Below are 24,371 nucleotides of genomic sequence, written 5' to 3'. Positions count from 1 at the left end.
GCGCCTGATGGCAAAGGAAAAAAGGAAAAACGGGACGGGCAACAACTATGCCCGTTCCGCTTTCAGTTCTTTCCGCAGCTTCAAGGCAGTCTGATAGACGGCCTTCCAGTCGTCGACTTTTACGGACGCCGGACTGTAGCGAGTCTGTTCAAACTTCGTGAGAAGCTCATGCAAAGTAGCTTCTGCAGCAGGTTTTGCCTGGCTCCAGCGAGCTACCGATTCACGAAGTGTCTCGTCTCCGCTCCGGGTCAGTCCTTTGCGTTTCACATAATGAATCCAACGTTCGGTCTCCGCAACCACCTTCTGTTCAGGGGTGAGCGGTCCACCTGTCCGCAGACGAAGCAGGAAGAATCGCATGGAGAATCGATTACGCCAGAACATGTATGCTACCCACAATACAATGATGACTCCTGCAGCCCAGATAACAAAAGTCGGGATGGCAGACGATGTCTGCTCAGGTGCAGGGGTCTGCTCTTCCTCTTGTACCGGCTCCTCTTCTGGTTGTTCTTCAGGCTCATCTACAGGCTGTACATCAGGCTGTTCCGTGAGCAGCGGCATATCAAAGCCCGGTGTTGCTTCAACAGGAATCCAGCCATACTCACCAAAGTAGACCTCTGCCCAGGAGTGTGCATCTGCATTGGTAACGGTGTAGGTTGTCTCAATCTCCGCACCAGGTTGACGCGGAGCCTGCATGTCCGAATTCAGAGACAGTTGTCCAGGCGCATAACCTTTAACCCATCTTGCAGGAATGCCTTCCGAGCGCGCCATCATCACCAGCGCAGTAGAGAAGTAGTCACAGTAGCCTTCCATAATATCAAACAGGAAGCCTTCCACAAAGTCACTGCTTACTTTTCGAGATAAATCCGGATTGTTCGTGTATTCAAAATTAGTTTGTAAATAGTTTTGCAGTAATGCCACTTTTTCATACGGCGTATTCGCAGATGCCGTTATCTCGGCTGCCAGATTCGAGACCCGGTCAGGGAAACGGGATGGTAACTGCAAGTACATATCATCTGCAGGGTTACTGTTGTACAGATCTTCAAAAGACTTTGTACGCAGCTCATCTTCCACAATCACAGGGGCTTCAGATACGATGGTGTATGTCTTGGGATACTGTGGCTGCTGACGGTCTGTCACCACATGCAGTTCAGCCTGTTCGGCATTCCACAGCATACGTTCCGTTCTGTCCTCACCGTTAATGGAACTCACTTCCGAGATCGAATAAGCACCAAACAGAATTGGATAGACATTGTCATTCAGCATCGTTACGTTCTGAATTACTTGTTTGGTATTCACATTTCCGGATTCAACGTTCTCCAGAGGCTGTCCGGCTTCAACATTCTCTGTAGCACCCCGTCCACGGTCATCCCAGCCTGTGCCTGTATACTCTGCACGTGTCTCACCGCGCCAGTAACTACGCTCATTGGTCGTGACAGACATGACAGGGGTATAGTCGAAATTGAATCCTCCACCCAGCTGATTGTCTTCCCTACTGTATCCCGATTCGGTAGCGGCCGGAATATCAAGGTTTCCGTTACCAGCCTGACTCGTGGAAGTTCCGGTATAGTTACGCCAAGCCGTATACGGGTCCGTCAAGGTGGGTGGGATCTCCGGCATATTGACGCTGGCTACAATAATTAAAGAAAAGATAATGGCAATATTGGCCAGGATTTTATAAGGATAACGGATGATTCGTTTCCAACCTTGTGGATACTGTAGCTGATAGTTACGGAAATGCTGACATACTAGCCATCCCATCCCCGCAAACATCACCCATGCGATTTCAATCCAGAGTGGAATCTGTGTGAAAGAATCGAGAATGCCCATCGAAATGATGTTGACACCCAGGAAAACAAGAATGCGACGTGTTGTTGTCACGAGACGAAGGGCAGCTTCAAGCATCACCCATGCACACAGGGAAAACCAGATGTACGGTGTCATGTGCAATATGAATTGCTCCGCTCGGTCTGTTAAAGAGCCATAAGGGATATACACCGAGTAGTCAATTAATGTTTTATGCAAAATGTAACCAACGACAATCGCCTTGATGACCGCCCGATATATCGTTTTAAAGGGCAGAATGACCTCCAGCACGCTGACCGCTGCAAGTGTCCATAACACCAGAGAAGTCGTCTCCGTATACCACGATTCCTGCGTAAATGAAATCCACTGCATGCCAATCAGGAAAATCCAGAGCAATGACGCTGCATGATACCAGGATCGTTTGCCTGCAACACTTTCATTTCCTTTTGTACTCATACAGAACCTCCCCCCATCACCGTTGGAAGCTCCTGCAAGTGAGAAACAGTGAATGACCTCGTGCCTCTTCCACGCAACATGGCATTCCACTCCGCACTCCGGCGGGATTCACTGGTATCAATCAGAATATGACATGGCGTCATGCCCCGCGTATCAGCCCAGCGCAACAGTTCCAATATTTTTTCATCCTTCTGGGGAGAAATCACAACAAAGTAAGCTCCCTGAGGCAGTTGACGTGCGATTCTTTCCACACCAGGCAACAGATGTGTATCCTGACCATTGTATTGAATATCTACCAGATGATGCATCATTTTCTGTCGTTCCAGCTGACTTTCACTGGGGGCCATGTAGGATGTCTCGTCTGACAATGTCAACAATCCCATTCCCATTCGTTCCCTGGCGCCATACTCCAGCAGAGAGGCAGCGGTGGACACGGCAATTTCAAATGCATCCCCATGTTCATAACTTGATGCCAGGGCATCCAGAACCAGAATGGTTTTGGGCACAGACTCATGTTCAAACTCCTTGGACTTCCAGTTCCCTGTCTTTGCGGTTGCATTCCAGTGAATGCGGGAAAGTCGATCTCCGTATACGTAGTCACGTACACCATTAATCTGAGTGGTCTCTCTCCGTGAACGGGTTAACGCCGTCTGAGGACCGGATAATCGTGATTTGCGGTCGTAGAGCTGCCAATATGGAATAAATACCGTTCTTGGCAGTACGCGAAACTCACCTTTGGCCTTAAACTTTCCTCGATGTTCAATCAGTCCAAATATGTCCTCGCTGGCACATTCCGTTTCTGAAAAAACATACTTTCCCCGCTCAAGTGGCGGTGTCTGAAATGACAACTCGCCATTCCCTCGCATATTGGGAATCAAACTTTCCTTGAACGACCACGATTCTCCATTATGCCGGTGCAGCATCTCACGCACAATAACATAGGGAAGCGGGAGGAATCCCGGAATCGTCAGACTCAGCTGTACTTGAACCTGATCCCCTGCATGAAGCAGTTCTTCATGGTCCGAACCGGAAGATAACCTACGCACTCCCTGAGCACGTCGTACACCGCTAAATCCAGCGATAGCAAGATACACACAGAGCAGGGTCACCATCGAAAGTAACATAAGGGATGTCTTCCCGCCCTGGAACAAAACATAAGCCAGACAGCACATCCACACCATTGCGATGCTCCATACGCGTGGGTGGCGTAACCCTTTATTGACTGTACTCAAAAGCGGCTTCATAAACTATTGCCCCATGGAGACGGGCACACGTACTTGCTGGAGTACGGCATTCAAAACGGCCTCGGAACTCATACTGTCCAGTCTTGATTCGGGACGAAGCACAATACGATGAGAAATCACATAAGGGGCCATCGTTTTCACATCATCCGGCAGCACATAATCACGTTCCTGCAAGAAAGCAAAGGCTTTTACGGCCATCATGAACGATATGGCTGCCCGTGGGCTGGCACCCAGCAATACAGATGGGTGGGAGCGGGTTTGACGTACGACATCAAGCAGATAGTCCATAACGGGATCGCCGATAAAGACCTCTTTAATCTCCTGCTGAATTACTGAGATCTGGTCCATATGCGTCACGGATTCAAGACGATCTACAGGCTGACCGAGCTGATGCTGTTTCAACAGGATTTTCTCAATCTCTTTATCCGGATAACCAAGGCTTATTTTCAACATAAACCGGTCTAATTGCGCTTCTGGCAATGTGTACGTACCTTCAAAATCAATCGGATTCTGAGTTGCACAGAGCATGAACGGATGTGGCAGATCATACGTATCGCCATCAACAGTTACACTTCGCTCCTCCATGACTTCAAGCAACGCCGACTGAGTTTTCGTTGTGGCCCGGTTAATCTCATCAGCCAGCAAGATGTTGGTCATCACGGGACCTGGACGGAAATAAAAACGTTCATCCTTCGGGTGGAACACAGATACGCCGGTAATATCGCTGGGTAAAATATCAGGATTACATTGAATGCGTCGGTACTCCCCACGCATGGATTTCGATAATGCCTTGATCAACTGCGTTTTTCCAGTTCCCGGTACGTCTTCAATCAGAACGTGCCCGCCTGCAAGCAAAGCTGTAAGTAAAAGTTGAATTTCAAAGGATTTCCCCATAATGCAGGATTCCAGATTCGAACGAACTGCGGATATGATTTGGATCGACTCTTTGCGCACAGGCATGTGGTCTAACCTCCTAAAAAAGCATACAGATTTCCTTTTATTGTACATGATCCGCGGGCGTGAGTACACTCGAAGGAACTCACAATTTGTTTCCAGCCCGTCAGATTCACCGCAGTTCTCGCATGAATACGACAAAAAAGGCCCGGATAAATGTTATCCGGAGCCTCTGCTGAATCCACGATGTTCAAATTAAATCTTCCATATGATGTTAACCTTTTGGCCGTACTACCAGTGCCGCAAGAAAAGAAAAGATGATCGCTGATGATATTCCCGCCGCTGTCAGATCAAAGATCCCGGTAATAACTCCAATCCATCCCTCTTTCTCAAGTTCAGTCAATGCCCCATGTACCAGAGAGTTACCGAAGCTTGTGATGGGTACAGAAGCACCCGCTCCTGCAAACTTGACCAACGGATCATACAGGCCGAGTGCATCAGCAACCGCTCCTGCCACAACTAATGTGCTCATGGTATGAGCCGGTGTCAGTTTGACACCATCCATTAGAAGCTGTCCTACGACACAGATCAAACCGCCAACGATAAATGCCCACAAGAACTGCATTCCATTTATCCCTCCTTTTCTATGGCTACTGCATGAGCAATACAGGGAATACTTTCACCCTGCTGGTACGAAATCGGAGACAACAGCGCCCCGGTAGCAACAATGAGTACACGCTTAAGATCGCCCTTCTGCATTCGATTCAAAATGTGACCATAGGTTACTGTGGCAGAGCACCCGCACCCACTTCCCCCGGCAACAACATAAGGCTGTTTCTCCCGATCATAGATCATCAGTCCGCAGTCATTGAAAACGGTCTGTTCCATCGGAATGCTTTCTTTTTGCAAAAGCTCTTTGGTAATCGGCAGACCGACGGATGCCAGATCCCCAGTTACAATGAGATCATAATATCCGGGTTCCAATCCCGTATCCCGGAAATGAGAGATGATGGTGTCGGCTGCTGCCGGAGCCATCGCTGAACCCATATTAAAGGGATCTTTGATACCCAAATCCATGATTCGTCCAATGGTGGCTGCGGTAACTACAGGACCATCACCAGTACGAGAGACCACGCCACACCCTGCACCTGTTACGGTATATTGCGCATAAGGCGGCTTCTGGGAGCCGTATTCGGTCGGATAACGAAATTGTTTCTCAACCGTGCAATTGTGGCTGACCGTTCCTGCAAGGACATAATCGCCAGCTCCGGAATCAACAATCATGGAAGCTAGCGCTAATGTTTCCATGGAAGTAGAACAGGCTCCAAAGACACCCAGGTAAGGCACACCCAATTTCCGAGCTGAAAAGGAACTGCTGATAATCTGGTTCATCAGATCTCCACCAACGAAAAAGTGAAGCTCTTCCTTGGTGATATTGGCATTAACCAAAGCTAGTTGGGAGGCCTGTTCGAGCAGCTTGCGTTCTCCCTTTTCCCACGTCTTCTCACCGATCTCGAGGTTGTCATAGACGTAATCAAAATCTGAAGACAAGGGGCCCTTGCCTTCATCGGGTCCTACAACTGCTGCTTTACCGATAATTCGCGGACGATTCTCAAACTGCAACGTTTGGCGACCCAATCGCTTCATAGGTGCCCACCTCCAAATCCCAAAAAGGCGTAAACGATCCCCACGACAAATGCTGCCACAACACCAAACACGATAACGGAACCAGCAAGTTTAAACATGTTCGCCCCTACACCGAGCACCAGGCCTTCCGCACGATGTTCCAATGCAGCAGAACACATGGAGTTGGCGAATCCGGTAACCGGCACAGCCGTTCCCGCTCCTGCCCATTGAGCCATTTTATCGTAAACGCCGAGACAGGTTAGAATAACCGATATAAGAATCATGACCGCCACCGTAGGACTGGAAGCCTCCTTGGATGTCATGTCAAAACCGGCCATGAAAGCCTCTTGAATGGCCTGTCCAATTAAACAGACGGTGCCCCCAACCAGAAATGCCTTGAGGCAATTTTTCAGAATTGGACGAGGCGGCTCATGTTTTTTTGCAACTTTTTTGTACTCCTTTTCATCCATGGACAGAGACGACGATTTTTTTTCGCTTCCGGATGCAGATTGAGCTGGCAAGATACAAGACCTCCTCTATGTGAAAATGGTTCAAAGCTACGGCTCTATGCCAATGTGTGTAATCCTATATTCATTGTTTGTTAATCATGGGAAGGTTATGTATCCGGCGACAAACAGCATATGTTTCCAACAAGATCATACGGTGGAAACAGGTTGGAGATCCGCCGGATTTGAAGGCTCATAGATACGTTCTATAAATAAAGAAGAACAATCACGAGCAAGATAAAAAGAACGATGAACAGTACTTTTTCCGTGCCCTCTTCCGGAGGCTTCATTGGATAGTTAGCTCCTTCCTGTATGAGACAAGGAAATATTGAGTATATAAACTTCACAAAATGATGACATCTCCTCTGTATATTCATATTCATTGAAGTAGCTCCAGGACTACGGCTGACGCGGATAAAGCCATGAAACTTGGGTTAGTCAAGCGCCCAAAACATGCCTTAAATACGTGACATAAACATGGACAATCACTTGCGCAAGGTTCATACTGTAATGTGACCAGTGGTTAAATAACAAGTCCTCAGCATTTTAAAGTGAGTATTCAAAAAGTGGACTTTTTGAACTACATCTTAAGGGACAACAGGCGGGTAGCCGTTCTACTGTGACCTGAAATACATACCGACAGAGGAGTTGTTGACACATGAATGAAAAAACGATGGAAATGTTTCGTACGTTGACGGAGTTTCCCTCCGCATCCGGTTTTGAACGTGAGCTTCGCGGCTGGATGAAAGAGCAACTGTCCGCTTATACCGATGAGTTCGTCCAGGATCGCCTGGGGAGTCTATTTGGTGTATTACGCGGGGAGGATTCCGGTCCTAAAGTTATGGTAGCCGGACACTTTGACGAAGTGGGTTTCATGACCACGGGCATCACCGAAACAGGTATGATCAAATTCCGTCCACTGGGTGGATGGTGGAGTCAGGCTGTACTTTCTCAACGACTGGAAATTATCACACCGGATCGTCGGATTACCGGAGTTGTAGGTTCTACACCTACACACTTGCTGGACGAGTCCCAACGGAACAAACCTGTTGATCTGAACACCATGTATCTCGATATTGGAGCGGACAATCGGGCAGAAGCAGAATCCTGGGGCATTCATCCGGGCATGCAAATCGTGCCGATCTGTGAATTCACACCCATGGCCAATACGAAGAAAATTATGGCTAAAGCTTGGGATAATCGTTATGGCGTAGGACTTGCGCTTGAACTGGTTGAAGCGCTGCATAAGGAAAAACTGCCTAACACACTTTATGCTGGTGCAACAGTTCAGGAAGAACTGGGGCTTCGCGGTGCACGTACAGCAGCCAATCTGATCCAGCCGGATATCTTCTTCGCGCTTGACTGTAGTGCTGCGAATGATATGACAGGTGACAAACAGTCATTTGGATATATCGGAGAAGGGGCATTGCTTCGTATTTTTGACCCGGGTATGTTCACTCATCGCGGAATGGTGGAATATGTTCAAGATACGGCTTCATCCAATCAGATCAAAATGCAGTATTTCATCTCACCAGGGGGTACTGACGCAGGTCAAGTTCACTTAAGTGGTATCGGTGTACCTTCAACCGTGATTGGGATCTGTGCCCGTTATATCCACACCTCTTCTTCCATCATTCATACGGATGACTACGATGCGGCCAAAGAACTGATTGTAAAGCTTGTGAAGGGTCTGGATCGGACAACGATGAATACCATCATTAATAATGCATAACAATTAAATTGATATTATTTTTAATTGGACAAGAGACCCCCTCACGATATCAGGGGGTCTCTTTTTTATATCCTCTTATAGATTAATAGGCCGAACATTATAGGAAATTACACATAAGATACAATAACGGTAGATGATTCAAACACCAAGCAGCGGGGGACCTGTTATGGCAGTGAGAAGGAATGGAAAATCGAATAAAGGTTCCAAAAAATCAAATGCCGCAAACACCCTTCTCAATGGAAACCTTAAAGGAAAAAATCTGGAACTTATTGTTGCAGCATTACTGGTAAGTGGGAAGTTAAGAGTGGATGCGGTCACGTTGTTTCGAGAAGCTACACTGGTCGTTGAACTGGTCGGGCAATATAAAACGTTACAGAATATTACACCGTCTAATCAAGACAAACTGGTGCAATTCCTGGATGAGATTGGTGGGGACATGACTTTGAATGATGTTATACGGGCTTTCCAACAGAGAATCAATTCTTAACGCCAAGAAATGAGGTTGAAGTGATGTCTGACTTTGACGGAAGTGGTTTCGCTGAGCTATTGATCATTGTAATTCTTATTGTTTTATTTGTATTCGGTTCTTCGGATATCGACAGCCTTACCGATTCGCCTTCTCAATCCTGAATTGGCATACCTGTAAACGCCAGTCCATAGTCTATTGGACTGGCGTTTTGGGATGTCTACAGAAATAACGGAGAGAATGCAATCCAGGCCAAAATAAGGGTAAGCACAATGCAGACATTCTCCACAACGGCCCCACGCTTGGTTCCTGTACTCATCAGATTCACCCGTATGCGCCACTTGAGCGGTGGTAACGGACGAATCCCCCGATTGGTTAGCGAATCGGCCAACAGGTGCATGGCATACGCCGTACCTCCCGCCACCCAAATTTCCGGTCCCTGCTGATGGGTCGTACTGTAGAGTAAACCAGCCCATATCGCCGTTCCATATAGGGTATGCGTTAATCCCCTATGAGTAAGCGTGGTACACAGCATAAGCAGGCTGCCTGCAATCAGATTCCACGGGGCAAATGCGTGACCGTAGAACACCAGGCCGAGTCCAATGGCGAACATCAACACTTTGCGAAGAGAACGCGAAGGCAGGAATGACACAAGCGCAATGAGAATCGCGAGCAACAGGTTCCATGGTTTGGCATGAACATAAAAGTACACAAATACAGCTGTTGGCAAAAGAACGGTCTGTAACAGCCTGATGAGACTGTTAGGCAAAGCTCTCGATACCAGCAGCGAATTCGGCTCATCGATGTCAGGCAATAACGAACCGATCAGGGCAACCGTAACTGCCGGTGCAGTCACCGGCATACCAGCCAACTGAAGTACAGATAGCGATACGCCTGTCCCGATCATAAGGTGGGATCTTCCCATCATGATGCAAAAACGTCCTTTCGAAGAAATAGGGAACATACATAGCCCACTTTTGATAGTACAACGAAACCAAAACAAGAACAATAGTTCGTATTTCTTAATTATATAAAATAAATATTATTTTCTGTGATGGGGCTCACACTATTAAATTTATGACTCTTCTATCTTTATTAGTGAATTAAATCACATAAATTATCGTTAACACCTTGTATAATTTCAAATATAAACCACTAAAATTGCAGGTAATGTACAGCGTCTATCCAAGGAGGCATACACACATGAACGGAAAAAAAGAGAAACTCGTTATCATTGGTAACGGTATGGCAGGAATCAGTACGGTTGAACAAATTTTAAAATTAACTTCGCGATTTGATATTACGGTTTTTGGCACAGAGCCCTATCCTAACTACAACCGCATTATGTTGTCCTATGTACTGGAAGGCAGCAAAACACTGGATGACATCGTACTGAATGATCTCCACTGGTATCAGGATTATGGTATTACACTGCACACAGGCACAACAGTTACACGAATCGATGCCGAGACGCAGGAAGTTGTAACGGAGGATGGAACTCGCTTCCCTTATGACAAAATCATTATAGCAACCGGCTCCAACTCCTTCATTCTTCCGGTACCGGGACATGACAAGCAAGGCGTAGTCGGTTTCCGTGATATCGCCGATTGTAACGTCATGCTTGACGCTGCCAAACAGTACAAAAGAGCGGCCGTTATCGGGGGCGGACTGCTGGGTCTTGAAGCTGCCAAAGGTCTGGTACAACTTGGCATGGAAGTTACCGTGGTACATCTGATGGAAGATCTGATGGAACGTCAGCTTGATCCGCAAGCTTCAGCCATGTTAAAGGCAGAATTGGAGCGTCAGGGTATCCGTTTCAAAATGGGTGCACAGACTTCCGAACTGCTGGGCGGAGAACGAGTTGAAGGTATTCGTTTTGCCGATGATTCCGTTCTGAATGTTGACTTTGTGGTCATGGCTGTAGGAATCAAACCTAATACTGCTGTAGCCCGTGAAAGCGGTATGGAAGTAAATCGGGGTATTGTTGTGGATGACTACATGCAAACTTCACTTGAGAATGTATATTCGGTCGGTGAATGTACAGAGCATCGCGGCGTATGTTACGGCCTCGTTGCCCCATTGTTCGAGCAAGGCATGATTCTGGCCAAACATATCTGCGGTGTTGAGACGGCTCCTTATGAAGGTTCTGTTGTATCCACGAAATTGAAAATTTCGGGTGTTGATGTCTTCTCAACCGGTGAATTCATTGACAGTCCGGAGCACACCGTTATCTCACATAAAGATGACTGGAAACGGACCTACAAAAAAATTCTGCTTCGCGATAATAAAATGGTCGGCGCGGTTCTCTTCGGTGACATTACGGATTCTGCCGAATTGCAAAAATTAATTAAACAACAGACCGAAATGACTGAAGAACTGTATGGTTCACTGATGGGTACAGGTTGCGGCGGTCATAAGAAAACAACCTCTGTTGAAACGATGCCGGAAGACGAAATCGTCTGCGGATGTAACGGGGTCACTAAAGGGACTATCGTTGATGTCATTACCAACCAGGGCCTGACTACTGTAGATGAAATCAAAGCCTGTACCGGTGCAACCCGCTCTTGCGGTGGATGTAAACCGGTTGTGGAACAGATTCTGCAATATGTGCTGGGAGACGGTTTCAGCAGTGGAGCCAAACAGGGAATATGCGGATGTACTTCTATGGGGCGAGATGAAATCGTAGCCGAGATCCGACAAAAAGGACTGCAAACGACCAAAGAGGTCATGAATGTATTGGGTTGGAGCCAACCTGAGGGTTGTTCCAAATGTCGCCCGGCAATCAACTATTATCTTGGCATGATTGCACCGGACACGCATGAAGACGAGAAGGAATCACGCTTTGTTAACGAACGCATGAACGCGAATATTCAAAAAGATGGAACGTATACAGTTGTACCGCGGATGTATGGCGGGGTGACTACACCAGCAGACCTCAAACGCATCGCTGACGTTTCAGTCAAATATGATGTGAAAGCAGTCAAAGTTACGGGCGGTCAACGTCTCGACTTGATTGGTGTCAAAAAAGAAGATCTGACTAAAGTTTGGGCTGAACTGGATATGCCTTCAGGTTATGCATACGCCAAATCGCTGCGCACGGTTAAAACATGTGTCGGCTCCCAATTCTGCCGATTCGGTACACAGGATTCCATGGCAATGGGTGCTCGCATCGAACGGAAATTCGAACGTCTGGATCTGCCAGCCAAGTTCAAATACGCTGTCAATGGCTGTCCACGGAACTGTGCAGAGGCATGCACCAAAGATATCGGTATCGTTGGTAACGACGGCGGCTGGGAAATCTTTATCGGTGGTAACGGCGGTATTAAAGCAAGACTTGCTGATTCCCTGTGCAAAGTGAAAACAGATGAAGAGTTAATTGAACTGTGCGGAGCCATCATGCAATATTACCGCGAGACAGGTAACTATCTGGAGCGGACTTCCGAGTGGGTGGAACGTATGGGTCTGGAGCATATTCGTTCGGTTGTCGTGGATAATCTTGAGGAACGCAAAGCGTTGATGGAGCGGATTGAATTCGCACTTGAACATGTCGAAGAACCTTGGCAAAAAGCGATTCGCAATGAGGAAGGCCAAAGCAAAATGTTTCACGGCATCGAAGTGTCGGCTCGTCCATAAGCAAGCCCGCATGATCAACACTGGCGGAACGTTAAATAGATAAAAGGAGTGGTTTAAGATGACGACAAAACAATCAGGCACCTACTTCCCTGCCGGAGGAGTTGAAGAATTCCTGCCACGAATCGGAAGAGTAGTTGAGATTCAGAATCACCAGCTTGCAGTCTTTCTTGCATCGGATGGTACCATCTTCGCTGCGGATAATCACAACCCACACCCCAAGGGTGGGCCGCTTGCAGAAGGCATCGTGTCCGGTCATTATCTGTACGATCCACTGTATGATTGGAAAATTGACCTGACGACCGGTCTTGTGCAAGCACCGGACAATGGTCAGGTACAGATGTATCCAGTCAAGGTAGAGAACGGCCAGGTCTGGATTGCTGTATAGCTCCATTGAAATGTTCAAAGATTGATGCAAAATAATGGGGGAAACCGTGATGTATACACCAAGTGTTGAGGGAATTATTGAAGCTGCGGTTAAAAAACGGGATCAGATGAATTCAAATCTTTCACGCTACATGGTTGCTGCCTTAATGGCGGGTGCCTATGTAGGACTTGGCATCGTGCTGATCTTCAGTATCGGTGCCCCGCTTCTTGCGGCACAGTCACCACTGCAAACCATGTTGATGGGCATGTCCTTCGGACTCGCGCTCACGTTAGTCATTTTTGCCGGATCAGAACTGTTCACAGGTAACAACATGTTTTTCACCATGAGCACGCTTGCAGGCCGGACCACAGTTAAAGATACACTGAAAAATTGGGGACTCGTCTTCATCGGCAACTTGCTAGGTGCGATCCTGCTCTGTCTGCTTATTGTAGGCAGCGGCCTGTTCAAAACGGCTGCGCCTGAACATCTGTTATTCGTCGCTTCTGCCAAAAAGATGGCCGCTCCCGTATCGGAGTTATTCTTCCGCGGCATTCTCTGTAACTGGCTCGTCTGTTTGGCGATCTGGATGGCTGCTCGCACAAAAGAGGATATCGCCAAAATTGCGCTCATCTGGTGGTGTCTTTACGCCTTTATTGCAAGTGGGTATGAGCACAGTGTGGCCAATATGACTTTGCTGTCCCTGTCCTGGCTGTTGCCAAACCACCCGGATACCATTACACTGGCAGGCTGGGTCCACAACATGATTCCGGTAACGCTTGGTAATATCATCGGCGGCGCCCTCTTTGTCGGCATGGCATACTGGTATACTTCACCGGTACGTAAAAAATCATAATTCCTGGCTCAACTGCACTTATGTAGCGCTAGGTAATCCAACTTCTACACACGAAAGTCACGATGGATGCTGAACTCACGATCAGTCACACATCGTGGCTTTTATGATTTTTCCATAAGCTGCGTACTTTCTCCTGTGTCTTCTCATTTTACCTTGATCGCGATCCGTGTTAATCCACAGTTGACATCACTGGTGTATTGTCGATGGATACACAGACTTTATACTCAATCAAGCAGAGGATGATCGCTTATATGGGAATTCATACGTACTTCAGGTCTCTGAATGATCTTGAACGTATTATTCGTACACCTGGCAAATTCAAATTCGAGGAACACAGCGTATCTGCTCATTCCTGGAAAGTGGTACAGTACGCCAAAACACTCGCAGATATTGAGGAGCAGCATGGCGTCACCATTGATTGGAAGAAGTTATACGAGATTACGAGCAGTCATGATTATGGCGAAATCTTCATCGGTGATATCAAAACACCAGTCAAACATTATTCACTGGAGCTGCGATCGATGCTGCAAAAGGTGGAAGAAGGCATGGTTGAACATTTTATTAATGAAAATATTCCTGAAGAATTCCAGCCTATTTTCCGCAGACAGCTGCGTGAGGGCAAAGATCAATCGGTCGAAGGACTGATTCTCGAAGTCGCAGACAAGATGGATCAGGTATATGAAGCCTTTGCCGAACTCCAACGTGGCAATACGGAGAAAGAATTTATCGTCATGTACCGTTATGCCTTGGTCAAAATCAAAAATATCAACCTCCACTGTGTGCAGTATTTTCTGGAACAGATTCTCCCCGACATGATTGAAGAAGTATTCGCTCCCCGTTTGATATCCGCAAAATAACCGAAGAAGCTCTGGCCCAGTGATCAGCTCAAGTCAACATGGTTCTCATCATCCATGGACAGGGCTTTTTTTCGTTCCTGCAATTGCAGTCGGTACTCACTGGGGTACATGCCTGTTTTGTTTTTGAAAATCCGGCTGAAATAGTGGGAATCACTATACCCGACCGCTCCACCAATGGTCTTGATATCCATATTCTCGTGAGTAACGAGCATGCGCTTCGCTTCATTCATTCGCAGACCTGTCATATATTTCAGCGGAGTCTCCCCCGTTACTTTCTTAAAACACTTTCCTAGATAGTCCACACTAAAATGCATCTGTCCAGCCATGTCCTGGAGTGTAATCTCATGCATGTAATTCTGCTTCAAATACAGCTTAACGGCTTCTGCGATATCCTCTGGCTTCACCTGCTCATCCAGTACGGCACTCACATGGGCAAGCGAATCCACAGCGCTCCCTAGCTTCAATTCCATCGCATCCAGCAGCGTGAGAAGCTGCTCTTCCGATAATGGTTTGAGCAAATAATCCTCCACCTTGTAACTGATTGCCTGCCGTGCATATTCAAATTCATGATAACCACTTAAAATGACAATTTTCACGTGCGGATAGGCAAAATACAGATGTTTGGCGAGTTCCAGTCCATTCATTACCGGCATCTGTATATCCGTTACAACCAGATCAGGCACGGCATGTTCGATGAGCTGTAACGCTTCCTGACCGTTCCGCGCTTCACCAATCACCTCGAACCGGGTACTGAGCTCTCTGAACTTGCGGGAGACATTCCGGCGAATCAGGGCCTCATCTTCCACAATAATCGTTCTATATTTGATTGTCATCGGTTCAGTCATGCTCCTTTCCAATGGAACCACCTATTGTAATCCGGACACCGCCGGAAGGCTTGTTCGTAATCTGCATGTGGGCTGCCGTGCCATACCATAATTTCAATCGAAGCCATATATTCTTGAGTCCCATTCCGTTAATTTCGAGGTCAGGCATACGCTCCCACTCCTGTGATTGATCGATGTAATGCAGGATTTTGGCAAGTGCTTCGGGTTCCATGCCAGGCCCGTTGTCTTCCACATGGATCTGCCAGGTCTGCTCTACCGCATCCATATTTCCAGTAATATTCAGTTTCCATGGAGGGGTATCACCGAGTCCATATTTCATGGCATTTTCGAGTAGTGGTTGTATCATCAACATCGGAACCTGAATATGCTGCATCTCTTCCGGAATGTGGAACTCGTAGTGCAGATCATCCTCGAACCGAATCTTCATACACTCCAGGTATCGCTCACAGTAATCCAGTTCCTGAGACAGTGGAACCCCGTTTTTGCCTGAATTGGAGATATAACGAAGCATGGACGCGATATGACCGCAGAACGCGACAATCTGCTCATTCATGCCCTCCTCTGCCATGATGCTGATATTTGTGATGTTGTTGTAGAGAAAATGCGGGTTCATCTGGGACTGCAACGCGAGTAATCTCGCCTCGGTCTCCTGCGATTTCATTGCAAGTCTGTCCTGAAAAGATTGTACCAGCTGCTGATTCAACCGGATAAACGTATGATTCAGCTCATCCATCTCCCGGATGGAACCCGGATGCTCCAACTTGAACAAATGCGCCGAATCTTGTCCTGATACGAGATCATTCTCACCCGTTTTCTGGATAATGCGCTGCAAGCGATGTAGCGGCAAAGTGACCCTTTTGGAGATCAGATACGAGAGAACCAGAATCAGCATCAACGTAGCTAACGTGGCACTGATAAACATCACGGCCATCCGGTTGAGACTCGCGAACAGGGACTGCTTGGACTGCATGACAACAACGGTCCATCCCGTCTCCTGTGACGTGATGTACGTCATCATTTGTTTGGAATGACTCCAAGGATCGGTGATCTCCTGCATCGTTTCAGGTGGAAATGAGAGATTTTGAATCAAGTCCACATCATTGAAGTGGCCTGCTTGAGAAGCATCATCAACCGAAGAGAGTGGATACATGCGTATATTTTGCTCATCCATCACATAGATGCGAAGATCCTCGTTACTCGCCTGCAAATCATTCAAATGCTGAAACAGGATTCCGGCATCCTGCAAAATCTCAACGACGCCCTGACTGACATAATTGCCATCTTTGTATACCCGGGTAAGAGATATGAAGGGTTGATCTGAATTCCCCTCACCTGTTGGCATGGGCAAAGCTCCCCCCTCTAACAATTGAATCACCCGCCAGCCACTCCGCTCCCAGGTTTCCTTGTACCACGGTCGCTGAGTCAGGTCTACCGACAGTTGACCGTTGAATGCACCTGCTCCCAGCATCTTGCCGTTCACATCATAGATATTGGCCTGCTTGGCTGTATTGGAACTGCTGATGATTGCCAGAATGACATCAATCAGTGTGGTTGTATCCTTATACAATGCCGGATCACTCGTCAGTGTCTGCTCACTGCCTTCCGCTGGTGTCAAATAGTGACTGAAGTGTTCTTTGACCAGATTGGAGTACACAATATTCATGGAAAAGTTGTTCATTTTCACCACTTCCTGATCCAGATTACTGACGATCGATACCCCCAGTTGTCTCTGCTGTTCTTCACTTCGGTGACGGATGTCACTCGCAAGAAAAACATACAGGATTCCTGCCACAATGAGCGAAAAGACAATAAATACCGCAGAGTAATAGGCAAACAGACTTTGCTGAAGCGTTCCAAATCGATACCGCAATTCCCACACACCTCGTCCTATGATGATATCTGTCACACCATTCGAAAATGTCCACCCAACAGAACGTTTTTGTCTATTGAGCGTATTCGCTGTTCACAGTAAAGTTATCCACATAAGAATACGCTTACATTAAGCGTTTCGGCAAGTGACAATTTTCTTTATATTCCGGGAGGTTTAATGATGAGAAAACGATTTCTATTTTCGCTTGCAAGTGTGCTCCTGCTCTCCACTCTGCTGCTTGCCGGGTGCAACTCAGGGAAAAGTACGGAGGGTTCGGGTAAGGTGACACTCACGTTTGGAACAAGCCAATCGGGTATTCCGCGTACAGGCATCATGCAGACGATGGCCAAGGAATATGAGCAGGAGACCGGTGTCAAAATTGACTTCCAGGTCGTCCCTGACGCACAGTGGCGTGACCTGATCAAGGTGAAGCTGGCCTCTGGCGAAGCACCTGACATTTTCAATGTCGATGTGGACCCACTGAGCATGCCGGCTAACGTAAGACCGGATGAAAATGCCATTGACCTGACCAATGAGGAATTCACAGGTCGAATGTCCGAAGAGATTTTGCCAACCGTGAGTCACAACGAGAAGGTGTATGGGGTTTCTTTTGCGCCAACGAAAATCTGGTATGTGTACTATAACAAACGGATCTTTCAAGAGCTCGGTATAGAGCCTCCTACATCCTATGCCGAATTCAAGGCGATCAGCCAGAAAATTAAGGATAAAGACATTATTCCGTTCTATCAGGCACCTGCCAGCGGGTGGTATCAGGTTCTGCCTTTGTTCGAAACGGGGCCTAACTATGAGCAAACGACAGCGGGAACCTACGAGAAATTAAACAACAATGAGATGAAAGTCGCAGATATGACGCAACTCAAGACGGTCATTGAACAGCTGAAAGAATTTGCGGATCTCGGCTATTTCGGCAAAGACTTCCTGTCCAATACGGTAGAAGCGGGAATCGAAGCGTTTGGTCAGGAGAAAGCAGCGATGTTGCTGCGGGTTCCAGGGACGGAAAAGGAAGTCTCTGAAGCGTATCCGGCAATGAAAGACAACATGGGATTCTTCGTCATGCCGTGGGGAGATAATCAGACGATTGGTGTAAATCCGGGCGGTTCAGCTGCGATGTTTGGTAACAAGAACAGTAAACATCCCGAAGAAGTGCTGAAATTCTTCCGCTGGATTACGGAGCATGATCATCTGCAACGTGTGTTTGATGAAGGTGAAGGTAACCTGACCATTTGCTGGCCGGAAATCGAACCAAAGCTGACACAGGATTATATTGATTATGAGAAAAATCATGAAAAAGGTACGGTCATGCAGGCCGCTGTAAAATATATTGATCCACAATGGATGGACATTGGCAAAGACTTGTCGGGCATGTTCGCCGGAGCCATGACACCGGATCAGATTCTGCAAAACATTGATAAACGCCGTGCTGAACAAGCCAAAGTACTGAAAGATGAGAAGTGGCAGTAATAGCACATATTGCAGATAAACATAAATGCTGAACAGCGTTACATGCAGCGGGCATTTGCCCGCTCATGTATTTTGTTTTGGCAGGAAGGAAAGGTGTTACCGGTTATGAATGCGAACAAAATCTATCCTTGGTATTTTTCATCTGGAGCAATTGTATTATATCTGCTGTTTATCGTCGCTCCCGCCCTGCTGGGCATCTATTATTCCTTCACCGACTGGAACAGTTACAGTTCAGAGAAGAACTTTATCGGTCTGGAGCATTTCCGTACCATTCTGGCGGGTGATCCTACATATCTTCTTTTTATCAAAAATACCGTTCTCTTCACCCTCGTTACGTCCATCGCCAAGACTGTTCTGGGATTGTTCCTGGCTCTGCTCCTGGTCAGCGGTGTAAAGGCCGCCAATCTGCATCGGATGATCATTTTCTCCCCGCAGGTGCTGTCGTTCCTGATTGTTGGGCTTGTGTTCAAAAGTCTGCTCGACCCCAACAATGGGTTTGTGAATGTGACCCTGCGTTCCATGGGACTGGACGTTCTGGCCCAGAACTGGCTGGGCTCCTTGACCTGGGCCATGCCATCCATCATGGCAGTGGATACGTGGAAAGGCATGGGGTACATCATGGTGCTGTTCATCGCCGGACTGCTCGCCATTCCACGGGATTACTACGAAGCAGCATCCATTGACGGCGCCGGCTTCGGGCAGAAGTTGTTCCGGATCACGATTCCGATGCTGATGCCTACGATTACCATTGCCACGGTGCTCAATATTACGTATGGGCTTAGAGTATTCGATGCCGTATACGTGCTAACCAACGGTGGCCCCGGTAACGCAACAGATGTCATTAACACGGCGGTCTATTCCTCTTTTGCCAAAGGGTATTGGGGACTCGGAAGTGCGCTATCTACCATTCTGTTTGTCATTATGGCTATCATCTCCTTTTTCATCATTCGTTTGATGAACCGAAAGGTGGAATACTAACATGCGATTGAGAAAAAGATTGGCTTCCATCGGGTTAAATGCACTCGCTTGGCTGCTTAGCCTGGTGGTCCTGATTCCTTTTGTCGTCATTGGACTGAATTCATTCAAGTCGGACGCCGAGGCCAAAGTGCTGAAGCTGACGCTGCCCGAGAAGTTTATCTTCGAAAATTACAAAATTGTCTATGAACAGGGACACTTGGGAGGTTCCTTTTTCAACAGTTTGCTTCACTCCGGGGCCTCTTCCCTGCTACTAGTGTTTGTTGTGGCCTTCTCAGCCTTCACGTTATCCCGTAATCATTCGAAGCTCAGCAAGTTCCTGTATTTCTTCCTGATTCTTGGTATCACACTTCCGCTCAACTACATTCCGCTTATGGAAGTCATGAAGTCGATGGGTATGATCAATTCACATCTCGGCATGATTCTGCTCTACACGGCCATGGGCATTCCGATCTCGCTGTTCATTACGTATGCGTTTGTGTCCAACATCCCGAAGGAGCTGGATGAAGCCGCGATCATGGACGGATGTAACGGAATCAAGCTGTTCCTGAGAATTATTGTACCCCTGCTCACGTCCGTGCTAGTGACGGTATTTGTTCTTAATTTCCTGAGTGTCTGGAATGAGTTTACCGCTCCACTCTATATGCTGAATACGGTCGAGATGTGGCCGATGACGCTTGCTGTATATAACTTCTTCGGACAATTCAGTGCCCAGTGGAATCTGGTCAGTGCCGATATTGTGCTCACGTCATTGCCTGTATTAATTGTGTTCCTGATTGGGCAAAAGTATATAGTAGGGGGACTGACTTCTGGGGCAGTGAAGGGGTAAAAGTTCTTGTTGACATTCGTTTCATTTGTAACTAATATAGTTACAACGGTGGTGATCATTCCATGAGACAAATCAGCAGTCGCTTTTCCATTGCGGTTCATACCCTGTCCCTGATCGCTGTTATGCCCAATGAATGCACTGGAGATGTGATCGCGCAGAGTGTGAACACCAATCCCGTGATTATTCGCCGGATCATGTCCAAGCTGAAACAGGCTGGTCTGATCGACGTCAGACCCGGTGTGGGCGGTGCTTCCTTGTTGAAAAATCCGGCGGACATCACCCTTCTCGATGTATATCGAGCGCTTGAAGTGGTGGAGGATGGGGAATTGTTTAACTTTCACAAACATCCGAATCCGAAATGTCCGGTCGGCAACATGATTGAACACACCTTGCGTGCTGAACTCATTGAGGCTCAGACAGCTATGGAACAGCGCTTGAATCGTGTAACCATACAGCAGATGATGGATCAGATTCATGTCTCTGAATAAAAAAAGCTCATTGCGAGCTTTTTTTAACCCTTTCGTTGTAATCACATCTGTTATAACATTTTTGATTACATCCATATTCAAGTAATAAGCGTATACGACTTATCTGGCTTCAAAAACACATACCCTAGGAGGAAAAGAAAATGAAAATTTTGGTTACTGGCGCAACAGGTCATTTGGGTTCCTTGGTTGTAGAGGCATTGTTAAAAACAGATTCTGCCAAGGATGTGGCAGTAAGTGTACGTAATCCAGAGAAAGCGGAAACACTCCGCGCTCAAGGCGTTGACGTACGTCACGGTGATTTCGATCAACCGGAGACGTTGGAAAAAGCTTTTGCCGGTGTAGACCGTCTGTTGCTCATCTCCACCGATGGTGACAATGAAACGCGAATTCGCCAACATCAGACTGCCGTGGACGCTGCCAAAAAAGCAGGCGTGGGCTTCATCGCTTATACAAGCGTTGTAAATGCGGAGAAAAACACCCTATCCCTGGCGGAAGTTCACCGCGCTACAGAAAAAGCGATTCGTGAATCCGGCATTCCGTATTCCTTCCTGCGCAACAACTGGTATCTGGAGAATGAAGCAGGCAGCGTACAAGCAGCTACGCAAGGCGCACCTTGGGTGCATGCCACCAACGACAGCCAAGTCGGCTGGGCTACACGCAGTGATTATGCTCATGCTGCCGCAGCTGTACTTGCAGGTGAAGGACATGAAAATACTGTGTATGAATTGTCTGGCAAACTGCGCACGCAAGCAGAACTGGCAGCCATTGTTGGTGAAGTGCTTGGACAGGATATCAACGTGCAGAACGTGGACGATGCCACATACGCTGACATCATGAAAGGTGCAGGTCTACCGGACTTTGTCGTATCCATGCTCGTTGATATGCAAAGTGCCATCCGTGAAGGTGCATTGGCGGTAGAAAGTAATACACTGGAGACATTGCTTGGCCGTCCGGCCCAGCCACTAAGCGAAGGTATTAAAGCGATTGTAGGCAAGTAAGTTTTGGATAGGAGAAAGGGACGCACCAACGAATATTGGATGTGTCCCTTTTTTTGGTATAGCTGAAGATCAATACAACGATATAAAAGTTGAACGGATAACTGCACACTCAACCCATTAATTGCATCTGCAATTCCATGTAGGGGTTTGTGTTTTCCATGACAGTTGATCACTCATTGCTCATAGGTCATGCCTCAAGAATATAACGTGCAGGAATATGATCGGCCAGCCAGATATTTTCATTTCCATGATAAAAGAGAATTCCATCTATGGCCGCTTGAGCAGCATTGATTTTCAAAATAACAGGCTGATCATCACGTCTTCGTCCCACCTGATTGGCCGTATCCATATCTGCGGACAGATGTACGTATTGCCGTTGCCGCGGCTGTAAGCCATGTTCCATAATCGAATTCACAGCACGTGCGGGTGTCCCATGATAAAGGGTTTCCGGTGGCTCAGCCGCCATCTTGGATATCTTATGCGGCGTCGAATGTCCATACAATGCCCGGATGCGGCCTGAAGAGATTTCATGTCTCTTTTTCTCCGAGGCTTGGATCATCTGCTCCAGATCGGCTTCCGTGACTTCCTTCCACTGCGGACTTTCATGTAAAGCCACCAGCAATTGCGAGATTTCCACCCAACCCTCTTCGTCCAGCTCCAGCTCATACTCCCATGGGGCATGTCGCAGAGCGTATGACAGTTCCTTGCTTAATTTCATCAGATCCATTGTAATCATCTCCCAAATCTAATAAAACTCGTCTATTACTGCGATTGAACCGCGGTTAAAATCTCCTGTATGTTACGTTCCAATCCTTCATCATCTTCCTGATTGAACTGGCGGTGCCCATCAATCCCACGTTGAATAATCGTATTCATCACCGGATGAACCTCACGATCGGAAGCCACCCGGATCAGATCATCCGCAAAATCAACCGCCTGCTGCTCACTGTAATTAAACGGTTTGATTAGCATTCGAATGCTCAAGGCATGGGCCTGAGGCTCCGCCAGCTGATCCCGATGAGTGATGCCATACACCGCACCAAAACCAAAAGCAGCCATGACCTGACGCTCCAGTTCACTCGTCTGTTCCAATGGGGTGCCAATCAGCTCACACATTTTGTCCACCATCTGTTCAAGCTCGTTTGCCGCCGCACCCAGAATTACGTCATTAATATCGTCAGCGTTAATAAATTCAGTCATTTTGGTTTTCTCCATTTCTGCACCGTATTTAATCCATTCTCTCAGACTCTATGAGAACATTGTATCGGAGATAAGGTGTTCCTTTCAAATTCATAATAAAAAACCAAATCTCCTCATTTACAAGGCGACTTGGTTTAATTGGATGTAGGAATATGCTCATCAAGCATACCCATTTATATCAAAGATGTTATAACTCAAGCCGTTTCATGTTGCTTTTTCGGCTCCACTTCATAGACCTGAGTATGTTCATTCTCGGCTAAAGACCATTCGACGGTACCTGGCTTGCGCACTTTCCACACCCAGGCTTGAACTCGAAGTGAACTTTTGACCCAAGCCAGGGAAGCACAACGCTTCTCGGAACGAACTGTCAGCCCCCAATGAATAACACGTGCAAGCCAAGGATTCACATATTCATTATGTGAGCGAACAGATGGCAATTCATCTTGGAACAACCGCTGTTTCACGTCCATAGGGGGTTGCCCGCAAGTCCAATAATGGAGCAGCGCCGCCAGGCTATAGATGTCCGACATCGGCCCCTGACTGGATTTCTCCGAATAGAATTCCAGCGGAGAATAACCAGCCGATGTAAATATCACCTGTTTCTCTCCGGTTTGCATAGGCCAACGGGTAGCTGAGCCGAAGTCCAGTAGTTTGGGTGTACCATCCTCCATGACCATGATGTTGGAAGGTTTCACGTCCCGGTGAAGAATGCCTTGCTTATGTATATAATCCAGTGTATCCACCAGTGGAAGCAGTGTCTCCGTTATAAAGGCAGCATCAAGCGCATGATTGTGTTCATTCAAATATTCGGTCAATGTGATACCCGTGCAGTATTCCATAACCAGATACCCTGTATCATTCGCTTCAAAATGGTCCAAATACGAAACAATATGAGGATGATCCAGTTTCGATAACAGTTCACCTTCGAGCAGAAATGCAGCCAGTAACTCCTGATATTGCCCACCGTATCCTCGCGAAGAACAGAACACCCCACGTTTGTCTGCCTTTCGTTCAGCCAGCCTCTGTGGGAAAAATTCCTTAATGGCTACCTTGGTACCCGTGTTACGATCTCGCCCTGCATATACAATAGCCAACTCACTACTGGCTAATACCTGTCTTACCTGATATGTATCATTTATAATCACATTGCGTTGCAATGCCATTTTGCAATTGTCTTTTCTCATAACAGACCTCTTTTCAACCTTGTCGATCGGAAGACTTTCCGCGTAAATGCATCATTTGGTTCAACC

Annotated in this window: 22 protein-coding genes and 1 pseudogene; 11 read left to right on the top strand and 12 right to left on the bottom strand. The window is 47.2% G+C overall.

Going from position 1 to position 24,371, the window contains the following annotated elements; all coding sequences use genetic code 11:
- Positions 1-45 precede the first annotated feature (45 nt).
- The 6 genes from MHH93_RS14990 to spoVAC all read right to left on the bottom strand — a co-directional run bounded on the left by MHH93_RS14990 (position 46) and on the right by spoVAC (position 6,544).
- Positions 46-2,259 (bottom strand): DUF4129 domain-containing transglutaminase family protein, encoded by a 2,214-nt coding sequence (locus MHH93_RS14990; RefSeq protein ID WP_500054682.1) that lies wholly within the window; start codon positions 2,257-2,259, stop codon positions 46-48.
- Positions 2,256-3,503 carry a DUF58 domain-containing protein gene (locus MHH93_RS14985; RefSeq protein ID WP_500054681.1) on the bottom strand — a complete coding sequence of 416 codons (1,248 nt, stop codon included), beginning with the start codon at positions 3,501-3,503 and terminating at the stop codon, positions 2,256-2,258. The genes MHH93_RS14990 and MHH93_RS14985 overlap by 4 nt, the downstream gene beginning before the upstream one ends.
- Positions 3,504-3,506: 3 nt before the next feature.
- Entirely contained in the window at positions 3,507-4,463 is a 957-nt protein-coding gene (locus MHH93_RS14980; RefSeq protein WP_427464007.1) for an AAA family ATPase, read from the bottom strand.
- Positions 4,464-4,671: 208 nt separating this feature from the next.
- Positions 4,672-5,022 carry a stage V sporulation protein AE gene (gene spoVAE / locus MHH93_RS14975; protein ID WP_091028336.1) on the bottom strand — a complete coding sequence of 117 codons (351 nt, stop codon included), beginning with the start codon at positions 5,020-5,022 and terminating at the stop codon, positions 4,672-4,674.
- Between the two features lie 5 nt (positions 5,023-5,027).
- Positions 5,028-6,044: a stage V sporulation protein AD gene (gene spoVAD, locus MHH93_RS14970; RefSeq protein WP_500054680.1), complete on the bottom strand. Its 1,017-nt coding sequence runs from the start codon at positions 6,042-6,044 to the stop codon at positions 5,028-5,030.
- Entirely contained in the window at positions 6,041-6,544 is a 504-nt protein-coding gene (spoVAC, locus tag MHH93_RS14965; protein ID WP_036615164.1) for a stage V sporulation protein AC, read from the bottom strand. The genes spoVAD and spoVAC overlap by 4 nt, the downstream gene beginning before the upstream one ends.
- Before the next feature lie 643 nt (positions 6,545-7,187).
- Here spoVAC and MHH93_RS14960 point away from each other — a divergent pair.
- Both MHH93_RS14960 and MHH93_RS14955 read left to right on the top strand, forming a co-directional pair.
- A complete protein-coding gene (locus tag MHH93_RS14960) occupies positions 7,188-8,261 on the top strand; it encodes a M42 family metallopeptidase (RefSeq protein WP_500054679.1) in 1,074 nt (357 codons plus the stop codon).
- Positions 8,262-8,427: 166 nt separating this feature from the next.
- Positions 8,428-8,748, top strand: coding sequence for a hypothetical protein (locus MHH93_RS14955; protein ID WP_500054678.1), 321 nt, complete (start codon positions 8,428-8,430; stop codon positions 8,746-8,748).
- A 199-nt stretch (positions 8,749-8,947) separates the two neighbouring features.
- On the opposite strand, the gene MHH93_RS14950 is transcribed toward MHH93_RS14955, so the two are convergent.
- Positions 8,948-9,655, bottom strand: a complete 708-nt coding sequence (locus tag MHH93_RS14950; protein ID WP_440390555.1) for a metal-dependent hydrolase — start codon at positions 9,653-9,655, stop codon at positions 8,948-8,950.
- 275 nt (positions 9,656-9,930) lie between these two features.
- Here MHH93_RS14950 and nirB point away from each other — a divergent pair, with 275 nt between their 5' ends.
- The 4 genes and pseudogenes from nirB (at position 9,931) to MHH93_RS14930 (ending at position 14,457) form a co-directional block, all read left to right on the top strand.
- Entirely contained in the window at positions 9,931-12,360 is a 2,430-nt protein-coding gene (gene nirB / locus MHH93_RS14945) for a nitrite reductase large subunit NirB (RefSeq protein ID WP_440390554.1), read from the top strand.
- A gap of 58 nt (positions 12,361-12,418) precedes the next feature.
- Positions 12,419-12,745: a nitrite reductase small subunit NirD gene (gene nirD, locus MHH93_RS14940; RefSeq protein WP_440390553.1), complete on the top strand. Its 327-nt coding sequence runs from the start codon at positions 12,419-12,421 to the stop codon at positions 12,743-12,745.
- Between the two features lie 49 nt (positions 12,746-12,794).
- Positions 12,795-13,577, top strand: a complete 783-nt coding sequence (locus tag MHH93_RS14935; protein ID WP_500054677.1) for a formate/nitrite transporter family protein — start codon at positions 12,795-12,797, stop codon at positions 13,575-13,577.
- Positions 13,578-13,828: 251 nt separating this feature from the next.
- Positions 13,829-14,457 (top strand): annotated as a pseudogene (locus MHH93_RS14930) (YfbR-like 5'-deoxynucleotidase).
- On the opposite strand, the gene MHH93_RS14925 reads toward MHH93_RS14930, so the two are convergent.
- Positions 14,458-15,267 carry a response regulator transcription factor gene (locus tag MHH93_RS14925; protein WP_500054676.1) on the bottom strand — a complete coding sequence of 270 codons (810 nt, stop codon included), beginning with the start codon at positions 15,265-15,267 and terminating at the stop codon, positions 14,458-14,460.
- A gap of 4 nt (positions 15,268-15,271) precedes the next feature.
- Positions 15,272-17,158, bottom strand: coding sequence for a cache domain-containing sensor histidine kinase (locus MHH93_RS14920; protein ID WP_500054675.1), 1,887 nt, complete (start codon positions 17,156-17,158; stop codon positions 15,272-15,274).
- Between the two features lie 168 nt (positions 17,159-17,326).
- On the opposite strand from MHH93_RS14920, the gene MHH93_RS14915 reads away from it, so the two are divergent.
- The 5 genes from MHH93_RS14915 to MHH93_RS14895 all read left to right on the top strand — a co-directional run bounded on the left by MHH93_RS14915 (position 17,327) and on the right by MHH93_RS14895 (position 21,921).
- The gene (locus tag MHH93_RS14915) at positions 17,327-18,631 is read left to right on the top strand and encodes an ABC transporter substrate-binding protein (RefSeq protein ID WP_500054674.1); all 1,305 of its coding nucleotides are present in this window, start codon (positions 17,327-17,329) and stop codon (positions 18,629-18,631) included.
- Between the two features lie 105 nt (positions 18,632-18,736).
- Positions 18,737-19,609 carry a carbohydrate ABC transporter permease gene (locus MHH93_RS14910; protein WP_017687164.1) on the top strand — a complete coding sequence of 291 codons (873 nt, stop codon included), beginning with the start codon at positions 18,737-18,739 and terminating at the stop codon, positions 19,607-19,609.
- Between the two features lies 1 nt (position 19,610).
- Positions 19,611-20,435, top strand: a complete 825-nt coding sequence (locus MHH93_RS14905) for a carbohydrate ABC transporter permease (protein WP_500054673.1) — start codon at positions 19,611-19,613, stop codon at positions 20,433-20,435.
- A 62-nt stretch (positions 20,436-20,497) separates the two neighbouring features.
- Positions 20,498-20,923: an Rrf2 family transcriptional regulator gene (locus MHH93_RS14900; protein ID WP_500054672.1), complete on the top strand. Its 426-nt coding sequence runs from the start codon at positions 20,498-20,500 to the stop codon at positions 20,921-20,923.
- Between the two features lie 140 nt (positions 20,924-21,063).
- Positions 21,064-21,921 (top strand): SDR family oxidoreductase, encoded by an 858-nt coding sequence (locus tag MHH93_RS14895; RefSeq protein ID WP_500054671.1) that lies wholly within the window; start codon positions 21,064-21,066, stop codon positions 21,919-21,921.
- A gap of 187 nt (positions 21,922-22,108) precedes the next feature.
- On the opposite strand, the gene MHH93_RS14890 is transcribed toward MHH93_RS14895, so the two are convergent.
- The 3 genes from MHH93_RS14890 to MHH93_RS14880 form a co-directional block, all read right to left on the bottom strand.
- A complete protein-coding gene (locus MHH93_RS14890) occupies positions 22,109-22,648 on the bottom strand; it encodes an RNA 2'-phosphotransferase (protein WP_500054670.1) in 540 nt (179 codons plus the stop codon).
- Positions 22,649-22,683: 35 nt separating this feature from the next.
- Positions 22,684-23,121, bottom strand: a complete 438-nt coding sequence (gene imm48 / locus MHH93_RS14885; protein WP_500054669.1) for an Imm48 family immunity protein — start codon at positions 23,119-23,121, stop codon at positions 22,684-22,686.
- Between the two features lie 194 nt (positions 23,122-23,315).
- The gene (locus tag MHH93_RS14880; RefSeq protein ID WP_500054668.1) at positions 23,316-24,305 is read right to left on the bottom strand and encodes a serine/threonine protein kinase; all 990 of its coding nucleotides are present in this window, start codon (positions 24,303-24,305) and stop codon (positions 23,316-23,318) included.
- Between the last annotated feature and the right edge of the window lie 66 nt (positions 24,306-24,371).

Origin of the sequence: Priestia sp. FSL H7-0729, assembly GCF_038005685.1 — a bacterium.
GTDB lineage: Bacteria > Bacillota > Bacilli > Paenibacillales > Paenibacillaceae > Paenibacillus.
The sequence above is the reverse complement of the archived record's forward strand: the minus strand, read 5'-3'. Positions and strand labels throughout refer to the sequence as shown.

Bases quoted from the DNA above. Each gene is read 5' to 3' on its own strand.
- MHH93_RS14960 (WP_500054679.1), top strand. From the start codon at position 7,188: ATGAATGAAAAAACGATGGAAATGTTTCGTACGTTGACGGAGTTTCCC.
- MHH93_RS14950 (WP_440390555.1), bottom strand. From the start codon at position 9,655: ATGATGGGAAGATCCCACCTTATGATCGGGACAGGCGTATCGCTATCT.
- MHH93_RS14980 (WP_427464007.1), bottom strand. From the start codon at position 4,463: ATGCCTGTGCGCAAAGAGTCGATCCAAATCATATCCGCAGTTCGTTCG.
- MHH93_RS14915 (WP_500054674.1), top strand. From the start codon at position 17,327: ATGATGAGAAAACGATTTCTATTTTCGCTTGCAAGTGTGCTCCTGCTC.
- nirB (WP_440390554.1), top strand. From the start codon at position 9,931: ATGAACGGAAAAAAAGAGAAACTCGTTATCATTGGTAACGGTATGGCA.
- MHH93_RS14990 (WP_500054682.1), bottom strand. From the start codon at position 2,259: ATGAGTACAAAAGGAAATGAAAGTGTTGCAGGCAAACGATCCTGGTAT.
- MHH93_RS14935 (WP_500054677.1), top strand. From the start codon at position 12,795: ATGTATACACCAAGTGTTGAGGGAATTATTGAAGCTGCGGTTAAAAAA.
- MHH93_RS14880 (WP_500054668.1), bottom strand. From the start codon at position 24,305: ATGAGAAAAGACAATTGCAAAATGGCATTGCAACGCAATGTGATTATA.
- nirD (WP_440390553.1), top strand. From the start codon at position 12,419: ATGACGACAAAACAATCAGGCACCTACTTCCCTGCCGGAGGAGTTGAA.
- spoVAE (WP_091028336.1), bottom strand. From the start codon at position 5,022: ATGCAGTTCTTGTGGGCATTTATCGTTGGCGGTTTGATCTGTGTCGTA.
- MHH93_RS14900 (WP_500054672.1), top strand. From the start codon at position 20,498: ATGAGACAAATCAGCAGTCGCTTTTCCATTGCGGTTCATACCCTGTCC.
- MHH93_RS14895 (WP_500054671.1), top strand. From the start codon at position 21,064: ATGAAAATTTTGGTTACTGGCGCAACAGGTCATTTGGGTTCCTTGGTT.
- MHH93_RS14905 (WP_500054673.1), top strand. From the start codon at position 19,611: ATGCGATTGAGAAAAAGATTGGCTTCCATCGGGTTAAATGCACTCGCT.
- spoVAD (WP_500054680.1), bottom strand. From the start codon at position 6,044: ATGAAGCGATTGGGTCGCCAAACGTTGCAGTTTGAGAATCGTCCGCGA.
- imm48 (WP_500054669.1), bottom strand. From the start codon at position 23,121: ATGACTGAATTTATTAACGCTGACGATATTAATGACGTAATTCTGGGT.
- MHH93_RS14910 (WP_017687164.1), top strand. From the start codon at position 18,737: ATGAATGCGAACAAAATCTATCCTTGGTATTTTTCATCTGGAGCAATT.
- MHH93_RS14925 (WP_500054676.1), bottom strand. From the start codon at position 15,267: ATGACAATCAAATATAGAACGATTATTGTGGAAGATGAGGCCCTGATT.
- MHH93_RS14955 (WP_500054678.1), top strand. From the start codon at position 8,428: ATGGCAGTGAGAAGGAATGGAAAATCGAATAAAGGTTCCAAAAAATCA.
- MHH93_RS14890 (WP_500054670.1), bottom strand. From the start codon at position 22,648: ATGGATCTGATGAAATTAAGCAAGGAACTGTCATACGCTCTGCGACAT.
- MHH93_RS14985 (WP_500054681.1), bottom strand. From the start codon at position 3,503: ATGAAGCCGCTTTTGAGTACAGTCAATAAAGGGTTACGCCACCCACGC.